General features: G+C 65.7%; 14 protein-coding genes. 8 read left to right on the top strand and 6 right to left on the bottom strand.

Features of this window, described 5'->3' with window-relative positions; all coding sequences use genetic code 11:
• Positions 1-438: 438 nt before the first annotated feature.
• Positions 439-927, top strand: a complete 489-nt coding sequence (locus ACM0O9_RS09195; RefSeq protein ID WP_235649771.1) for a hypothetical protein — start codon at positions 439-441, stop codon at positions 925-927.
• A gap of 159 nt (positions 928-1,086) precedes the next feature.
• On the opposite strand, the gene ACM0O9_RS09200 is transcribed toward ACM0O9_RS09195, so the two are convergent.
• Both ACM0O9_RS09200 and ACM0O9_RS09205 read right to left on the bottom strand, forming a co-directional pair.
• Positions 1,087-2,679 carry an MASE1 domain-containing protein gene (locus tag ACM0O9_RS09200; RefSeq protein ID WP_065186143.1) on the bottom strand — a complete coding sequence of 531 codons (1,593 nt, stop codon included), beginning with the start codon at positions 2,677-2,679 and terminating at the stop codon, positions 1,087-1,089.
• Between the two features lie 225 nt (positions 2,680-2,904).
• Positions 2,905-4,143 (bottom strand): NAD(P)/FAD-dependent oxidoreductase, encoded by a 1,239-nt coding sequence (locus ACM0O9_RS09205; RefSeq protein WP_194442127.1) that lies wholly within the window; start codon positions 4,141-4,143, stop codon positions 2,905-2,907.
• 200 nt (positions 4,144-4,343) lie between these two features.
• On the opposite strand from ACM0O9_RS09205, the gene ACM0O9_RS09210 reads away from it, so the two are divergent.
• From ACM0O9_RS09210 to ACM0O9_RS09220, 3 genes are all read left to right on the top strand, one after another.
• Positions 4,344-5,105 (top strand): gamma-glutamyl-gamma-aminobutyrate hydrolase family protein, encoded by a 762-nt coding sequence (locus tag ACM0O9_RS09210; RefSeq protein ID WP_235649772.1) that lies wholly within the window; start codon positions 4,344-4,346, stop codon positions 5,103-5,105.
• On the top strand, positions 5,102-6,499 hold the full coding sequence (locus ACM0O9_RS09215) for a glutamine synthetase family protein (protein ID WP_005415923.1): 1,398 nt from the start codon (positions 5,102-5,104) through the stop codon (positions 6,497-6,499). Before ACM0O9_RS09210 ends, ACM0O9_RS09215 begins: the two co-directional genes overlap by 4 nt.
• A gap of 91 nt (positions 6,500-6,590) precedes the next feature.
• The gene (locus tag ACM0O9_RS09220) at positions 6,591-7,700 is read left to right on the top strand and encodes a polyamine ABC transporter substrate-binding protein (RefSeq protein ID WP_065186097.1); all 1,110 of its coding nucleotides are present in this window, start codon (positions 6,591-6,593) and stop codon (positions 7,698-7,700) included.
• On the opposite strand, the gene ACM0O9_RS09225 is transcribed toward ACM0O9_RS09220, so the two are convergent.
• Complete coding sequence (locus ACM0O9_RS09225; RefSeq protein WP_414603969.1) at positions 7,697-9,124, bottom strand: flavin-containing monooxygenase; 1,428 nt, start codon at positions 9,122-9,124, stop codon at positions 7,697-7,699. The genes ACM0O9_RS09220 and ACM0O9_RS09225 overlap by 4 nt on opposite strands.
• Before the next feature lie 291 nt (positions 9,125-9,415).
• Between ACM0O9_RS09225 and ACM0O9_RS09230 the strand changes: the two genes are divergently transcribed.
• From ACM0O9_RS09230 to ACM0O9_RS09245, 4 genes are all read left to right on the top strand, one after another.
• Positions 9,416-10,552: an ABC transporter ATP-binding protein gene (locus tag ACM0O9_RS09230; RefSeq protein ID WP_005415926.1), complete on the top strand. Its 1,137-nt coding sequence runs from the start codon at positions 9,416-9,418 to the stop codon at positions 10,550-10,552.
• Positions 10,549-11,481, top strand: coding sequence for an ABC transporter permease subunit (locus tag ACM0O9_RS09235; protein WP_414603968.1), 933 nt, complete (start codon positions 10,549-10,551; stop codon positions 11,479-11,481). Before ACM0O9_RS09230 ends, ACM0O9_RS09235 begins: the two co-directional genes overlap by 4 nt.
• On the top strand, positions 11,478-12,320 hold the full coding sequence (locus ACM0O9_RS09240) for an ABC transporter permease subunit (protein WP_021203562.1): 843 nt from the start codon (positions 11,478-11,480) through the stop codon (positions 12,318-12,320). The genes ACM0O9_RS09235 and ACM0O9_RS09240 overlap by 4 nt, the downstream gene beginning before the upstream one ends.
• 83 nt (positions 12,321-12,403) lie before the next feature.
• Positions 12,404-13,768 carry an NAD-dependent succinate-semialdehyde dehydrogenase gene (locus ACM0O9_RS09245; RefSeq protein ID WP_414603967.1) on the top strand — a complete coding sequence of 455 codons (1,365 nt, stop codon included), beginning with the start codon at positions 12,404-12,406 and terminating at the stop codon, positions 13,766-13,768.
• A 112-nt stretch (positions 13,769-13,880) separates the two neighbouring features.
• Here the strand turns inward: ACM0O9_RS09245 and ACM0O9_RS09250 are convergent, their stop codons facing one another.
• From ACM0O9_RS09250 to ACM0O9_RS09260, 3 genes are read right to left on the bottom strand one after another with little or no spacing between them, the layout of a single operon-like run.
• A complete protein-coding gene (locus tag ACM0O9_RS09250) occupies positions 13,881-14,903 on the bottom strand; it encodes a magnesium and cobalt transport protein CorA (RefSeq protein ID WP_414603966.1) in 1,023 nt (340 codons plus the stop codon).
• A 6-nt stretch (positions 14,904-14,909) separates the two neighbouring features.
• Entirely contained in the window at positions 14,910-16,160 is a 1,251-nt protein-coding gene (locus ACM0O9_RS09255; protein WP_414603965.1) for a lipoprotein N-acyltransferase Lnb domain-containing protein, read from the bottom strand.
• Positions 16,157-17,038: a CorC family transporter gene (locus ACM0O9_RS09260; RefSeq protein ID WP_005408827.1), complete on the bottom strand. Its 882-nt coding sequence runs from the start codon at positions 17,036-17,038 to the stop codon at positions 16,157-16,159. The genes ACM0O9_RS09255 and ACM0O9_RS09260 overlap by 4 nt, the downstream gene beginning before the upstream one ends.
• Positions 17,039-17,087: the final 49 nt, after the last annotated feature.

The following is a 17,087-nucleotide window of genomic DNA, read 5'->3' on the forward strand; positions in this document are numbered from 1 at the left end:
GGCCAATGATGACTGGCCACTTCCGAAGACATTATCGACAGTTGGAGAAGGGCGCAATCGAGGTGCGTGGCCTCCCTTTGCGCTGCAATTGGCGGCTTCCTGTGCTTCGTGGCCCTACACGCCCGGCAGTGCGGCGGCATAGCCACCAACGGACGGTTAATCTTCCACAATCAGCGCGCCCACGGTTCGATCACGTTTTAGCCGTTGCACCAGGCACATTGGGCAGTTGATGCTGTCCGCTGTGTTCCCCATCACACAATCGACGATGTCCTGCAGTTACACGCGCTTGTCCAGGTCCTTGTCTCAGATGCCACTGACCTGCACCGTGGCGGGTTTCGATGCAGGTATTGGCGATTTCGGACGCAGCATCGGCGTGGCATGGGTTTGCATCGATCCAGTGGATTATGTCCCATGGGCACTACGGAGTCCGCCCGGTATATGCTGATGCGATTGGCGGTAGCATCCTTCTTGATCCGTATTGCATCCAACCTGGAGGTTAGTGTGAGAAGTTTCCGAATTCATGCATTTGCTGGTGCATTGATGTTGGTGCCGGTATCCGTTTTTGCTTTTGCCCCGGGTGACGACCATGGAATCAAGATGGCCGACCAAGGACTCGGCCAGTCGATTCCGCAGGCACAAGACCTGAGCGTGGATCCCGGCTGGTTGGTCTATGGGTTCGAGCGCGATGGCATGGACTATTTCCAGGTAAACGATCTCGCAGGGCACGTGCACATCGTGATCGGCAATGCTGCGGGCACGTTCTGGGTGCTGCCGGCAGGTGACCCATCTGCGAGGGTGTCGTTGCCGGAGCAGCGCCTGCCTGTTCCCGCAAAAGCCACCAGAACGGTTGTCTATCGGTCTTCCGCATTCACGCTGGTCAGATATGCTGGCGGAGCTGATGTGTTGTGGGCGGTAGAGGCACCCTGATACTGCCTGTTGCCGGGATATCGGCGAGCTTGAGTGTCGGGCTGCATGGGCACCCGGATGTTCGCCGGGTGCCCATGACGCCCTTGGCCAGGGGATGAGCGGGACGCTTATGCGATTCCGCTGCTTTGGTTCGCTCCGGCCGCTTGACTGTGAAATGCACTACTGCAGCGCAGAGGGTGCGGGGCAGTTGTACTGCGATGGAGCGCTGGGCACTGCCTCAAGTTTTGATTCACGGTCGAGGAACAGAATCCTGACCCGGTTGCCATAGCAGTCAACGGTCCCGTCATAGGGCAGGGTTCGCCCGGACAGCCGCTCGAACGCTGCCATGGTTGTCTGCTGGGAAAGGCGCCGACGCGACTCCAGCAGCGACACGACCATGAGGATTCCGCGCCTGGAACCCATTCCGCCGCACCTTGCACGAATGCGAATCTGGCCACCTTCATGCTTGAGAAGAATGGAGACCGCATCAATGAGTGTTCGGTAAGCGGCCAACTGCAGTTCCACGCTCAGGTTGCAGGGGTCGCCCTTCAGATCCGGGCGGAGAACGCGCTCCGTCAGCTTCCATGACTCACGGATGCCGCCAGCCTGCAAAGCCACGTAAAGCCCAAGATGCTCCAGGCCCGAGGGATAGACCATGCTTGTCTGTTCGCGAAAGAGCCGCGAATGCACATTTGAGGTATGCAGAAGGCTGCTGGCCACTGCGTGATGTCCCTGGGCCTTGAGCCAGTCGGCCAGCTCAACCAGCGACGTATCAATGCCGTCGCCGAGCTTGCGAAGGTGCAGGGCACGCTCACGCAGCTCCATCTCGCTGGCCAATTGCGAGCTCCTCGCAAGATGGATGGCGTCCCTTTCCCCCATCTCGCGCAGCCTGTAACGATGGTAGAAGTGGGTGATGCGTGATCCGAGCAACAGCAATACGATGCCGCTGATCGCCATGATCTGCTGGGTGATGAAGGCCGCTGGATCGAATGCGGTTGGATGTGTGTTGGGCGTGGTCAGGCCGATGACCATGTTGAGCACCGGCACTGCAAGGGCGGCACCCTTCCAGCCATACAGGCAGGTAAGTGCGGCCGCGGGGAGTGCCAACAGCAGCAGGAGCGTTGCCTTCAGCGCAACCCAGTCTGCGGGCAGTTGAGTTGCTGCTATCCCGATCAGCAGCATCAACGAAAGTGCCGCCAGCATCGGGGTCTTTCGTCCAGCGTTCCACTCCTGCCCCACGTCCTGTCGCGCCCACAGCATGGCGATGGGGGCCACCGTCAGAATGCCGATGAAGTCGCCCACGCTGTAACGCGCCGCATTGGTCAGGAAGGGCGTGGAAGGGGGTGTTGGCCAGAGCAGATGGGAAAAGCTGAGGTTCAGCAGAGTAATAACGACGCTGGAAGCGGCGGCAATCAACAAGAGGCCGATCGTCTGCGACTCCGCCATCAGTCGCCGTTGCAGCTTCACAATCAACATCACTGCGGGCATGAGGAACGCGGAGGCAACAATGACCCATGTCAGGCCGTACTTCTCGATCATTGGCACGCGGGACTGTGCAAAGTACGCATATTCGCCCAGCAGCAGATAAGGCCACAGGCGCGGCGGGCACAACAGTACGGCCGCCACCCGGATGCCGGCTGGCAAATAGAACTGATCCAGCGACAGCTGTCGGGTTGCCCAATAGGCAACTGCATAAAGCAAGGCAAGCATCAGGCCAGCCGGACGAATGCGCACCTTCAGCAACAATCCTTCTTTCCACCAGTCCAATCGCACGTCCCCCTCTCCTACGTGTCCCCTGTCAGCTTCCATTCGCCGCGGGGCCCGGTTTCTCAGGACGTTATCGGTCTGCGAACGATTATGCAATTGCACAGCTGCGCATTTAGGTAATTGACCAACCATCCATCACACATGTTGCGTGAAAATCTGTGACGTGTGCAGCACGATCAGCGCTGCGGTGCGCTTGTCAGAACGTTCAATACAGGTGGAGATGCAGAATCTTCACCACAACGCATCCCGCAGCTTGTACCACGACATCGCCGCCACCAGCAGCGGCGTGCGCAGCAGCCGGCCGCCAGGGAAAGGCGCATGCCGCAGCCGCTGGAACACGTCCAGGCGCTCGCTCTGGCCGGCAATCGCGGCGGCGATGACTTCGCCGGCCAGCCCGGCGGCGGCCACCCCATGGCCGGAGAACCCCTGCGCGAAGTACAGGTTGCCGTCCAGCCGGCCCCAATGCGGGGCGCGGTTGCGGGTGATGTCCACGTAACCGCCCCAGACCTGCTCCAGCGGCACGTCGGCCAGTTGTGGAAACACCTGGTGCATGCGCCGCTGCATCACCCCGTGCAGGCCGGGTGGGGGCAACGCCGAGTAACTGGCGCGACCGCCGAACAGCAGCCGGTGATCGTGGCTGAGGCGGAAATAGTCCAGTGCCCACGCGGTGTCGGCCACGGCCATGTTGTTGCCGATCAGGGCGCGGGCGCGCTCGGCACCGAGCGGCGCGCTGGCGCCGATATAGGTGCCGACCGGCATGATCCGGCGTTCCAGCTCGGGCAGCAGGCCCTGCAGCCAGGCATTGCCGGCAACCACCAGGTGCGCAGCGCGCACGCTGCCCCGCGCGGTATGCAGGGTGGGCTGCGGTCCGCGCTGCACGCGGGTCACTGCGGAGTTCTCGTGGATCACCACGCCGGCCGCGCGCGCCGCATCGGCCAGGCCACGCGCATAGGCCAGCGGGTGCAAGTGCGCGCTGTGCGGATCGAACATCGCGGCGCGGTAGCGCGGGCTGTCCAGCTGCGCGCGCAGGGCATCACGGTCCCACCACTGCATCGGGTAGTCGTAGTGGCGCTGAAGGTGCTCGCAGTTGGCGTGCAGGTCGCGCTCGTGGCGTTCGCGGATGGCGACGCTGGCGTGGCCCTCCACCCAATGGCAGTCGATACCATGGCGATCGATGCGCCTGCGCATCGCCTGTACCGCTTCGCGCGACCAGTCGAACAGGTGGCGCGCATCGTCACGGCCGAGCTGACGCTCCAGTTCGTCCACCTCGCAGCCATAGCCGGCCAGCGCCTGGCCACCATTGCGGCCGGACGCGCCCCAGCCGACCCGCTGTGCGTCCAGCACTACCACGCGCTGGCCACGCGCGGCCAGTTCCAGTGCGGCGGTCAGGCCGGTATAGCCGGCGCCCAGCACCGCAACGTCGGCCTGCACCTGCCCCTGCAACGAGGGCAGTGCGGGCGGTTCGGGCAGGCTGGAGGCATACCAGCTGGACGGAAACGCGGCGCTCACTGCAGGCCTCGCGGGCGCAGTGCGGGAAGGCGAAGCGGGGCAGGTCGATCAGCGTTCACCCCGGTAGTTTCGCCGATGCGCGGCAGCTGCGGTGTGACGGCAGCGACTTGCCGCCGTTGCCAGGCGACGGGTAACGTGTCGGCACGCCAAGGAGTGTCCCCATGCGCCGCCTGCCCTGGGTGGGCCTGCCCACCGACAGCACCGTGCTCGGCCACCACCGTTTCGCGGTGGCCGGCGAGAAGTACGTGCGCGCGCTGGCCGAGGCGGCCGAGGTGACCCCGGTGGTGTTGCCGAGCCTGCAGCCACCGTTGCCGGCCAGCGACTGGCTGCTTGGGCTCGATGGCCTGCTGTTGACCGGCGCGGTCAGCAATATCGAACCGCAGCACTACGAGGGTGGCCGCAGTTGGCCAGGCAATCCGCATGATCCGGCCCGGGATGCCAACGCCTTTGCGTTGCTGCACGAAGCGCTGGCGCTGGACCTGCCGGTGCTGGCGATCTGTCGCGGTTTCCAGGAATTGAACGTCGCGCTGGGTGGCAGCCTGCATCCGCAGGTGCATGCGGTGCCCGGCCTGGCCGACCATCGCGAAGACCCGCAGGCGCCGGTGGAAGTGCAGTATGGGCCGGCCCATGCGGTGACCCTGGTCACCGATGGCTGGCTGGCGCAGTGGCACGGCAGTAGCCGCGCGCAGGTCAATTCGGTGCACGGACAGGGCATCGCCCGCCTCGCGCAGGGCCTGCAGGTCGAGGCCATGGCCGATGACGGACTGGTCGAGGCAGCGCGCAGCCTGCACCATGGATTTGTGCTCGGCGTACAGTGGCATCCGGAGTGGCGTGTCACGCAGACGCCGTTCTATCACGCTATTTTCCGTGCGTTCGGCCAAGCTTGCCGGCAGCACCAACAGAACCGACTGGATTCCCGATGAGTTCCCGAACGCGCCCGCGCAAGACGGCCACGCCCCCCGCACCGCAGGAAAGCAGCCTGCTGCGCTGGCTGAAGGAGCGGCGCATCACCGAGGTGGAATGCCTGGTGCCGGACATCACCGGCAACGCCCGCGGCAAGATCATTCCTGCCGACAAGTTCTCGCACGATTACGGCACGCGCCTGCCGGAAGGCATCTTCGCCACCACCGTCACCGGCGAGTTCCCTGACGATTACTACGACCTGACCTCGCCGTCGGACTCGGACATGATGCTGCGGCCCGATCCGGATACGGTGCGCATGGTGCCGTGGGCAGCCGATGCCACCGCGCAGGTCATCCACGATTGCTACACCAAGAGCGGCGAACCGCACGAGCTTGCGCCGCGCAACGTGCTGCGCCGCGTACTGGCGGCTTATGCGGAACTGGGCCTGCGCCCGGTGGTGGCGCCGGAGCTGGAGTTCTTCCTGGTGCAGAAGAACACCGACCCGGACTTCCCGCTGCTGCCACCGGCCGGTCGCTCGGGGCGCCCGGAGACCGCGCGGCAGTCGTACTCGATCGACGCGGTCAACGAGTTCGACCCGATCCTCGACCTGATGTACGACTACGCCGATGCGATGAAGCTGGACGTGGACACGCTGATCCACGAATCCGGCGCAGCACAGCTGGAGGTGAACTTCACCCATGCCGATGCGATGGACCTGGCCGACCAGGTGTTCCTGTTCAAGCGCACCATGCGCGAGGCGGCGATGCGCCACGGGGTGTACGCCACGTTCCTGGCCAAGCCCATGGAGAACGAGCCCGGTAGTGCCATGCACATCCACCAGAGCCTGGTGCGGGTGAGCGATGGCAGCAATGTGTTCGCTGGCGAGACCGATGCTGAGGGTGAGTTCAGCCCGGTGTTCGGCCACTACCTGGGCGGTCTGCAGAAGTACGCGCCGCAGGCGATGGCGTTCTTCGCGCCGAACGTGAATTCCTACCGGCGCCTGGTGTTCGGCGAGGTCTCGCCGAGCAACGTGCACTGGGGTTTCGACAACCGTACCTGCGGCCTGCGCGTGCCGCTGGATACACCGGAAAACATGCGCGTGGAGAGCCGGTTCGCTGGTTCCGACGCCAATCCGTACCTGGCAATGGCGGCCACCCTGGCCTGCGGCCTGCTCGGCATCCGCGAGCGGCTGGCGCCGGACGCGCCGGTGACCGGCAGCGCGAAGGAACTGGGCTACAACCTGCCGCGCTCGCTGGGCGAGGCGCTGGACGGGCTGGAGCAGTGCAGCGAGCTCCAGGCCCTGCTGGGCGAGCGTTTCTGCCGCGCCTACATCTCGGTCAAGCGCAAGGAATACGAGACCTTTTTCCGCGTCATCAGCTCGTGGGAGCGCGAGTTCCTGCTGCTGAACGTCTGAGCATCTGGAATAGAAAAATCCGCCGCCGGGGGGTAGGCTGGCACCCGTCGCCGGCCCCGCCGGCCCCCCTTCCCGCATTCTGGAGCACCCGATGAAGCTGCGTATCCTCACGCTCGGCCTGGCCTCCGCCATGCTTGCCGCCTGTGGCGGTGGCAACGGCGGCGCGCAGGACAGCCAGGTCCTGAACGTCTACAACTACAGCGATTACATCGCCGAGGACACCATTCCGACCTTCGAGAAGGAGAGCGGCATCAGGGTGACCTACGATGTGTTCGACAGCGATGAGATGGTCGAGACCAAGCTGCTGGCCGGCAACAGCGGCTACGACGTGGTGGTGCCGACCCTGAACTTCTTCGGCCGCCAGATCCAGGCCGGCGTGTTCCTGCCGCTGGACAAGAGCAAGATCCCGAACCTGGCCAACCTCGATCCGGCGGTGATGAAGCGCATCGCCACCCAGGACCCGGGCAACCAGTACGGCGTGCCGTACATGATCGGCACCACCGGCATCGGCTACAACGTGGACATGCTGAAGCAGCGCTTCGGCGGCAGCACCGATATCGCCAACAGCTGGGACCTGGTGTTCAAGCCGGAGAACATCAGCAAGATGAAGGACTGCGGCGTGACCATCCTGGACACGCCGGCCGACATGATCCCGATCGCGCTGCATTACCTGGGCCTGGATCCGCACAGCGGCGACCCGGCCGAACTGCAGAAGGCGGCCGACCTGCTGAAGTCGATCCGCCCGTACGTGCAGAATTTCCACTCCTCGCAGTACGTCGGCTCGCTGGCCAACGGCGGCACCTGCCTGGTGGTCGGCTGGTCCGGTGACATCATCCAGGCCCGCGACCGCGCCGAGGAAGCCAGCAATGGCGTGCACGTGGCTTATTCGATCCCGAAGGAAGGTGCGCCGCAGTGGTTCGACATGCTGGCGATCCCGAAGGACGCCAAGCACCCGGAAGCGGCTTACAGGTTCATCAACTATCTGCTGGAACCGAAGGTCGCCGCGGCCAACACCAACTTCATCCACTACGCCAACCCGATCCCGGCCGCGACACCGCTGGTGGACGAGGCGATCCGCACCGACCCGACGATCTATCCGCCGGCTGACGTGGCCGAGAAGATGTTCACCTACTCGATCAACACGCCGGAGACCGACAAGCTCTACACCCGGCTGTGGACCGAGGTGAAGACCGGCCGTTAAGCGGGTCTGGCGCCGCCGGGCGTTGCCCGGCGGCCGCCTTGCTTCACCGTGCCGGAATCGGTACCGCCGCCCTCGCCAAGGTGCCTCAGGATGGCCGGCAGCAGGTCGCGTGCATCGCGGCCGCCGTTGCACAGGAACGACGAACTCATCCGCTGCAGGTTGTGCATGCCGATGAAGAACAGGCCCGGTTGCGGGGAAACGCCAAACTCGCCCAGCGGATAGCCGTGGGCATCCAGCGCGCCCTGCACATCGAGCCAGGGCCACTCGGCGACGAAACCGGTGGCCAGCACCACCGAGCGGATGTCTGTGGACGGCAGATCCAGCTCGCACGGGGACGGTTCCGGCTCCCAGTGCAGGTAGACCTCTTCGGGAATGTAGCGGGCATCGTCGGTGCGCGGTTCGGGCCGCGTGGCGTAGTACGCGCTGGCCAGCGAATCGAGATAGGCATACTCGGCCCGCGTCGCTTTGATCGCGGCGCGAAGTTGCGGGCGGACATCGGCGAAGCGGGCGGTGTTCCCATTGAATTCCTGCAACCGGCCCAGCAACCTGATGCCTGCACGGTGCATCGCCAGCAGGCTGATCGAACTGCCCAGGCCGGCGCCTCCCTTGCCGGAAATCAGGGGGAACTCCGCGGTGCGGGCCTTGCGCAGCGCGTCCGGCTCGCCTGCCAGTACGGCCGCCGATTGGCTTACGTGTTGATGGATGCGCCCGGCCATGTCCCACCAGGTCATCGAGTCCTTGCCGCGCAGCCGACGGGTGTGCGAATGACGATCGGCCAATGACCAGTACACGCTGCGACCACCGTCGCGCAGGTCCTGGGCGATCTGCGCGCCGGACTGGCCGCCGCCGATGACCAGCACCGCGCCCTCGGGTAGCTGGCCGGGACCGCGGTAGTCGCTGGAGTGCAGCACGGTGAGGCCTGGTGCGGGCGCGAACGGGGCTCGGGGCAACCGCGCCCGGCGGTATTCACCGGTCGCAACCACCACCGCCTGGGCATGGATCAGCCCCCGGCTGCTGTCGATGGCATAGCCACCGGACTCGGGCCCGACCCGATGGACCACGCACCCTTCGCTGATCGGCAACGAGCGCTCGTCGGCATAGTCGCGGAGCCTCCGGATCACTTCCGGGGCCCCCATGAACCCTTCCGGGTCATCCCCGGCATAGGCATGGCCATGCAGGGCCATGGTCGCGTTGGCGGTGTTGGTCTGGAACGAATCCCAGCGCCGCCGCCAGCTGGCACCCACGGTTTCGGCCTCCAGCACGCGATGCTCGACGCCGGCCTCCTGCAGGAGCGCGCTGAGCGACAACCCGGCCTGGCCGGCGCCGATGATGACCAGCGGCAGCCGTGCAGGCAGGCAGCCTGGCAGGCGGGGCGGGAAAGGGGAGGGGCTGTCCGGGGAAATCACCAGGGTCGGTCCATGCAAGGCCTAGATCCGGGGCATTGCGCGGGGAATGTCCCGGGCATTCAATGGATCCCGCTCTGAAAAATGTTGCAGATCGGGCCGCCGCCCGTGGTGTCTGGCCGGGACGGCCGTCCGGGCGTCGAGGAGAGCCCGGGCCTTCCGGCGCACAGGCCACCATGGCGGGGGAAAACCGACACACCTCGGGAGGCCTGGGCGCGCCAGCGGCCGCTTCCACCCACTGCCGTCATATCCCCTTCGGCCCCCGGCCGTTAGAATGGCCGCCGCTGTCCACCGCCCGCTCCCGGAGCCCCCATGCCCGTTGAAGCCCAGCCGGTAGCCGCCGTCGTCGACACGACCGGTGCGCCCGGCTATCTCTCCATTCGTGATCTGCGCAAGGAATTCGACGGATTCGTCGCCGTCGACGACGTCAACCTGGACGTGCGCAAGGGCGAGATCTTTGCCCTGCTCGGTGGCTCCGGCAGTGGTAAATCGACCCTGCTGCGCTGCCTGGGCGGCTTCGAGACGCCCACCAAGGGCAGCATCACCGTCGATGGCCAGCGCCTGGACGCGCTGCCGCCGTACCAGCGGCCGGTCAACATGATGTTCCAGTCCTATGCCCTGTTCCCGCACATGACGGTCGAGCAGAACATCGCCTTCGGCCTGAAGCAGGATGGCCTGGGCAAGGACGCGATCAGCAAGCGCGTCGGCGAGATGCTCGACCTGGTGCAGATGGGCCACCTGGGCAAGCGCAAGCCGCACCAGCTGTCCGGTGGCCAGCAGCAGCGCGTGGCGCTGGCACGGTCGCTGGCCAAGGGGCCGAAGCTGCTGCTGCTGGACGAACCGATGGGCGCGCTGGACAAGAAGCTGCGCTCGCAGATGCAGCTGGAACTGGTCAGCATCATCGAATCGTCGGGCGTGACCTGCGTGATGGTCACCCACGACCAGGAAGAAGCGATGACCATGGCCACCCGCATCGCGGTGATGGATGCCGGCTGGATCCAGCAGGTCGGCAAGCCGGACGAGGTCTACGAGCAGCCGGCCAACCGCTTCGTCGCCGAGTTCATTGGTTCGGTCAACCTGTTTGACGGGGTGATCGACGAGGACCTGCCCGAGTACGTGACCGTGCGCTCGCCGCTGTTCCCGGCGCCGATCTACATTGCCCATGGCATCACCTGCTATGAAGGGCAGCCGGTCGCGTTCGCGCTGCGCCCGGAGAAGGTGATGATCGGCAAGGACGAGCCGGAAGGGCACACCAACAAGGCGCAGGGCGTGATCGAGGACATCGCCTACTTCGGCAGCCACTCGGTCTATCACGTGCGCCTGCCCAGCGGCGCCAAGGTGCTGGCCAACTTCGCCAACTCGCAGCGCTGGGCCAGTGATGGCTTCACCTGGGGCGACGAGGTGTGGGTGCACTGGCGCGACAACGACGGCGTGGTGCTCACCTCATGAGCGTCGCCGGCCTGAAGCGCTGGCTGCCGGGGCTGCGTGCCACGGTGATCGGCATTCCGTACCTGTGGCTGCTGCTGTTCTTCGCAGTGCCGTTCCTGATCGTGCTGATGATCAGTTTCTCGCTAAGCCGGGTCGGCTCGCCGCCGTATACCTGGCTGTTGCAGTACGTGGACGGCGGGTTCTCGCTGAAGCTGAACCTGGAGAATTACCTGGCGCTGTTCCGCGATTCGATCTATGCGCAGGCCTTCCTGAGCTCGATCAGGATCGCGGCCATCTCCACCTTCCTCACCCTGCTGATCGGCTATCCGATGGCCTATGCCATCGCCCGCCTGTCGCCGGCCGCGCGCAACGTGGCGATGATGCTGGTGGTGCTGCCGTCGTGGACCTCGTTCCTGATCCGCGTGTATGCCTGGAAGGCGATCCTGGACCGCAACGGCCTGCTCGACCAGTTCCTGCAGTTCACCGGCCTGCAATCGCTGATGACCAGCATGGGCCTGCCCAAACTGCAACTGATCGATACGCCCACAGCGGCCTACATCGGCATCGTTTACTGCTACCTGCCGTTCATGGTGCTGCCGTTGTACGCCAACCTGGTCAAGCATGACCACCGCCTGCTGGAAGCGGCCTACGACCTGGGCGCCAAGCCATGGCAGGCCTTCCTCCGCATCACCCTGCCGCTGTCGAAGGCCGGCATCATCGCCGGCTGCATGCTGGTGATGATCCCGGCAGTGGGTGAATTCGTGATTCCGGAAATGCTGGGGGGCTCGGAGACGCTGATGGTCGGCCGCCAGCTGTGGAACGAGTTCTTCAACAACCGCAACTGGCCGGGCGCGTCGGCGATGGCGGTGGCGATGATCCTGTTGCTGCTGGTGCCGATCCTGCTGTTCAACCGTTCCCAGCAGCGCCTGCTGGAAGGGAAGCAGGCATGAGCCCGCGTACCGCCAAGGGCCTGGGGCTGGGCGTGCTGCTGCTGGGCTTCGCCTTCCTGTACCTGCCGATCCTGCTGTTGATGTTCTATTCGTTCAACAGCTCGCGGCTGGCGATGGTCTGGGCCGGGTTTTCCACCCGCGCCTACAGTGACCTGTTCGCCGACCGCGCGCTGATGGAGGCGATGTGGACCAGCCTGGTGGTGGCGTTCTGGACCGCCTGTACCGCCACCGTGCTGGGCACGCTGGCGGCGATGGTGATGACCCGCTTCAAGCGCTTCCGTGGCAAGCCGCTGTTCGGTGCGCTGGTCACCGCGCCGCTGGTGATGCCGGATGTGATCCTGGGCTTCTCGCTGATGGCGCTGCTGGCCTCGATGGGCGCGATTCCGGGCTTCCCGGCGCGCGGCCTGGCCACCATCTGGATCGCCCACGTCACCTTCACCCTGTGCTTCGTCACCGTGGTGGTGTCCTCGCGGCTGCAGGAAATGGACCTGTCGCTGGAAGAAGCGGCGATGGACCTCGGGGCCAGCCGGCTGACCGTGTTCACCCGCATCACCCTGCCGATCATCGCGCCGGCGCTGGTGGCGGGCTGGCTGCTCGCCTTCACCCTGTCGCTGGATGACGTGGTGGTGGCCAGCTTCGTCGCCACGCCGGGCTCGACCACGCTGCCGATGAAGGTGTTCGCCTCGGTGCGCATGGGCATCAGTCCGAAGATCAACGCGTTGGCCACGCTGCTGGTGTCGGCGGTGTCGATCGCCGCGGTGATCGGCTGGTACATCAATGCCCGCGCCGAGAAGCGGCGCCAGCGCGACCTGCAGCTGGCGCGGCAGGACAACGGCTGAGTACACGATCCGTCGACAGCGCCGGCAACACCCGTCTCACGGCCGGCGGCGCACAATGGGGGTCTTCCAGATGGAGATCCCCCATGACCGTCGAGATCGTCGACCCGGCCACCGGCCAGGTGACCTACCGCCATGAACTGATGGGCGCTGCCGACATCGAGCAGCGCCTGCAGGCCGCCGCCGATGCGTTCCCCGGCTGGGCCGAGCGTTCGCTGCAGGAACGCGGCGTGATCCTGCGCCAGATCGCGGCGCAGCTGCGCACGCGCCGCGACGACCTGCAGCAGGCGATGACCCACGAGATGGGCAAGCTCAAGGCCGAAGCGCTGGCCGAGGTCGACAAGTGCGCTGCCGCCTGCGAGTACTACGCCGACCACGCGGCCGACTACCTCAAGCCGCAGTTGATCGACACCGAAGCCCAGCGCAGCTACGTGCGCTACGAGCCGATCGGCTGTGTATTCGCGGTGATGCCGTGGAATTTCCCGATCTGGCAGGTGTTCCGCTTCCTCGCACCGGCGTTCATGGCCGGCAACGTGGCCCTGCTCAAGCACGCCAGCAACGTGCCGCAGTGTGCCGACCTGATCCTGGCGGTGTGCCGTGATGGCGGCCTGCCGGACGGCGTGTTCGACGTGCTGCACATCGACAACGACCAGGCCGCCGACGTGCTGCGCGACGCACGGGTGAAGGCGGTGACGCTGACCGGCAGCGAGCGGGCAGGGCGCTCGATCGCCTCCAACGCCGGCAGCCAATTGAAGAAGTCGGTGATGGAGCTGGGTGGCAGCGATGCCTTCGTGGTGCTCGACGATGCCGACCTCGACAAGACGGTTGCGGCAGCGGTGAAGTCGCGCTTCGACAACAGCGGGCAGACCTGCATCGCTGCCAAGCGGTTCATCGTGGTCGAGGCGGTAGCCGATGAATTCACCCGTCGCTTCGTTGAAGCTGCGGCCGAGCGCCAGTACGGCGACCCCGATGAGCGGGGCACCACGCTGGCGCCGATGGCCCGTGCCGATCTGCGCGATGAACTGCACAAGCAGGTACAGGCCAGCGTGACCAAGGGTGCGCGGGTGCTGATAGGCGGCGAGCCGATTGCCGGCACCCATGCCGGCTATCCGGCCACGGTGCTCGACCAGGTCGGCCCGGGCATGCCGGCCTACGACGAGGAACTGTTCGGTCCGGTGGCTGCGGTGATCCGGGTCGCTGATGAGAGCGAGGCACTGCGCGTGGCCAACGACACGCGCTTCGGCCTGGGCGGCAGTGTGTGGACGCGCGATCCGGTGCGCGGCGAAGCCTTCGCGCAACGCATGGAATGCGGTGCGGCCTTCGTCAATGCCATCGTCAAAAGCGATGCGCGGCTGCCGTTCGGCGGCAGCAAGCAGTCTGGCTTTGGCCGGGAACTGGCCGACCACGGCATCCATGAGTTCATGAACATCAAGACCGTTTACGTGGCTTGATGGATCATGCAATGCGCCACGACCAACGGTCGTGGCCTACCAGTCTGGTGGGTATCGACCGTTGGTCGATATGTCCCCGGTTTTGTGGGTATCGACCGCGGGTCGATACGCTCTACAGCCAGCCCGAACGCTTGAACAACCGGTACAGGCCCACGCAGACGCCGCCCACACCAACGATCATCAGTGGGTAGGCCCACGGTTGGCTCAGCTCCGGCATGTGGCTGAAGTTCATCCCGTACCAGCTGGTGATCAGCGTCGGTGCCGCCAGCAGCGCGGCCCACGCACCGAGGCGCTTGACCGTCTCGCCCTGCGCCAGCGTCACCAGCGACAGGTTCACGCTGAGCGCGGTGCCCAGCATCTCGCGCAGGGTGTCGATCACATCGCTGATGCGTACCGCGTGGTCGTGCACGTCACGGATGTACAGCTTCACTTCGTCCGGAACCAGCTCGCCCTGGTAACGGCGCAGCTGGGCCAGCACATCCTGCAGCGGCGCCACCGCCATCCGCATCTTGTTCAGTTCGCGCTTGAGCTCGTACAGGCGCACCACGGTGCTGCGCTTGTAGTTCTCGGCGAAGATGTCCTTTTCCAGCAGGTCCAGGGTGTCGCGGAAGCGGTGCACGATCGGCAGGTAATTGTCGACCACGAAGTCGGTCACCGCGTACAGGCAGTACGACGGGCCCATCTTCAGCAGCTGCGGCTCACGCTCGACCCGAGCACGTACCGGCGCGTAGGACAGCGAGGCGCCGTGGCGCACCGTCACCAGGAAGCGCGGGCCGAGGAAGGCATGGGTTTCGCCATACTGGATGCGCTCGTCGACCATCTGCGCGGTGGTGACCACCACGAACATCGAATTGCCGTAGGTCTCGACCTTGGGCCGCTGGTGCGCGTTGCGCGCATCCTCGATGGCCAGGTCGTGCAGGCAGAATTCTTCCTGCAGTTTCAGCAGCACATCGTCGTTGGGATCGTACAGGCCGACCCACACGAAGCCATTGCCACTGGCGATGACATCGCTGATGGCGTCCAGGCTGATGTCGTGGCGTATGCCCTCGTCATCATAGTGGACGCAGTTGATGACGCAGGCGGGGTTGGCTGAAGCAGGGGCGGCAGCGGAGGCGGGCAATGACATGCCCGCCATCGTGCGTCAGCGCCGTGTTTCGGACAAGTGAGGACGGCGCCCCAACACCCAGGCCAGTGCCGCGTGCACGGGCAACAGCAGTACGATCCACTGCACGTTGTACTGGGCCTGCAGGCTCAGCCAGTGCAGCACCAGCGCGGCCACGGCCTGTACCGCCAGTAGCCACAGCACGATCCTGAACATGCGCCCCGGCACGCGCCGGCGCAGCAGGCTGACTGCTCCCGGCAGCAGCAGCACGGCCAGCGGCGAAAGCAGCAGCAGGTTGCGGTTGGCCCAGGCGGCGTAGTGGGTGCTGAAGCCCCACAGGAACACCAGCAGGCTGCCGGCGACGGCGCACAACAGCCAGAACGGCAGGGCCAGCCCAGCCAGCAGGCGCGGCCGGTTGCGCAGCGCCAGCACGCCGCCGGCCACGACCAGGCCAAGCAGCAGCCACGGCCACCAACGACGCGCGAACTCCTTCGGCTCCGGATCAATGCGGTGCGGCAGCAGTTCCTGTTCGGACTGCACCAGCGGCCGGCCATCACTGTTGCGTGCCTGGCGCAGCGCATCGGCCAGGCGCATCGGCACGAACGCTTCCTGCCAGCGCGACAGCGGCTGGTCGGCGAACGGCCCCAGGCCGACATCGAAGCCCAGCCACATCCACGGGGCGGGCGAGGCCAGGCGCACCGACTCGCTGCGGTAGGTGTTGCCGCGCGAACGCCCCGACAACTGCGACTGCAGGCCACCGCCCAGTGCCTTATCCACCGTGTCGCGTACCATCGTGGCGCAGTTGGCGGTGTAGTAATCGTAGTGGTAGCGCGCGTTTTCCGGCTTGGCCCGCTCGGCCAGGTCAGCGGCCAGGGAACGCGCCTGTTCGGGGCGCAGGTCCAGCCACTGCACGCTGGCACCGCGGCCGGTCTCGTCGTAGTACGACAGGTCCTGCTGCAGCGGCAGCGCCACCAGGTAATACATCATGTCGCCGTGCACGAAGCGGCTGATGAAGTCGTCCTCGGACGGATCGAAGTAGCCGAAGTTGTATGAGGTCGCTTCGCCACTGGCCGGATCGACCACGACGATGGCGTCATGGCCGAAGCGTTCGAAGAAAACCGTGCCCGGCTGCATGGTCACCACGCCGATGCGCGGGGCCGGGGCCTCCGCGTTGGCGGTGGCCGGTGCGGGCACGGCTGCCGCCGGCTGCGCGAAGGCCGCCAGCGGCAGGGCCATGGCCAGCACCCACAGTGCCAGCCACACCATGAGGATCAGGCCGCGGCGCTTCAAGCGTCGTCCTGCGCGTCCGGCGGCAGCACGGTCACGTGGAAGGCCTGAACCCGGCGAGCATCGGCGCGGGCCACGCGGAACATGAAGCGGTCCAGTGCCAGCTCATCGCCGACTTCCGGAAGGTGGCCCACGGCCTCGGTGACCAGGCCACCGATGGTGTCGTAGTCCTCGTCGGAGAACGTCGCGCCGAAGCGCTCGTTGAAGTCGCCGATCGGGGTCAGCGCGTCGACCACGTACTGGCCGTCGGACTGGATGGCGATCTGCGCGGACGGATCCTCGGCCTCGTCGTGCTCGTCGTCGATCTCGCCGACGATCTGCTCCAGCACGTCCTCGATGGTGACCAGACCGGCAACACCGCCGTACTCGTCGACCACGATGGCCATGTGGTTGCGCGACAGGCGGAACTCCTTCAGCAGCACGTTGAGCTTCTTCGCCTCCGGAATCAGCACTGCCGGGCGCAGCAGTTCACGTACATTGGCCGGACCATTGTCGGCAACCACGCCGCGCAGCAGGTCCTTGGCCAGCAGGATGCCAAGGATGTCGTCCTTGTTCTCGCCGTGCACCGGGAAGCGCGAATGGCCCGATTCGACCACCTGCTTCATCAGTTCCAGGAAGGGCGCTTCGACCGGCAGCGAGACCATCTGCGAGCGCGAGATCATCACGTCGCCCACGGTCAGCTCGGCCACCGAAATGGCGCCTTCCATCATCTTCAGGGTATCGGCGGCGATCAGACCCTCTTCCTGCGCGGTGTGCAGGACAGCGACCAGCTCGTCGCGGGTGTGGGGTTCGCCGGAGAAGGCCGAGGTCAGGCGTTCAAGCCAACCGCGCTTCTTTTCACTGTGCTCCGCAGGGGAGCTACTACTGTCGTCTTCTGACATCTCTGGAAAAAAGGCACCCGGCAGGCCGGGCGTTGGCCCAAGTCTAGCA

This window comes from Stenotrophomonas sp. FR012 (assembly GCF_047520565.2).
In the GTDB taxonomy this organism is placed as follows: domain Bacteria; phylum Pseudomonadota; class Gammaproteobacteria; order Xanthomonadales; family Xanthomonadaceae; genus Stenotrophomonas; species Stenotrophomonas sepilia.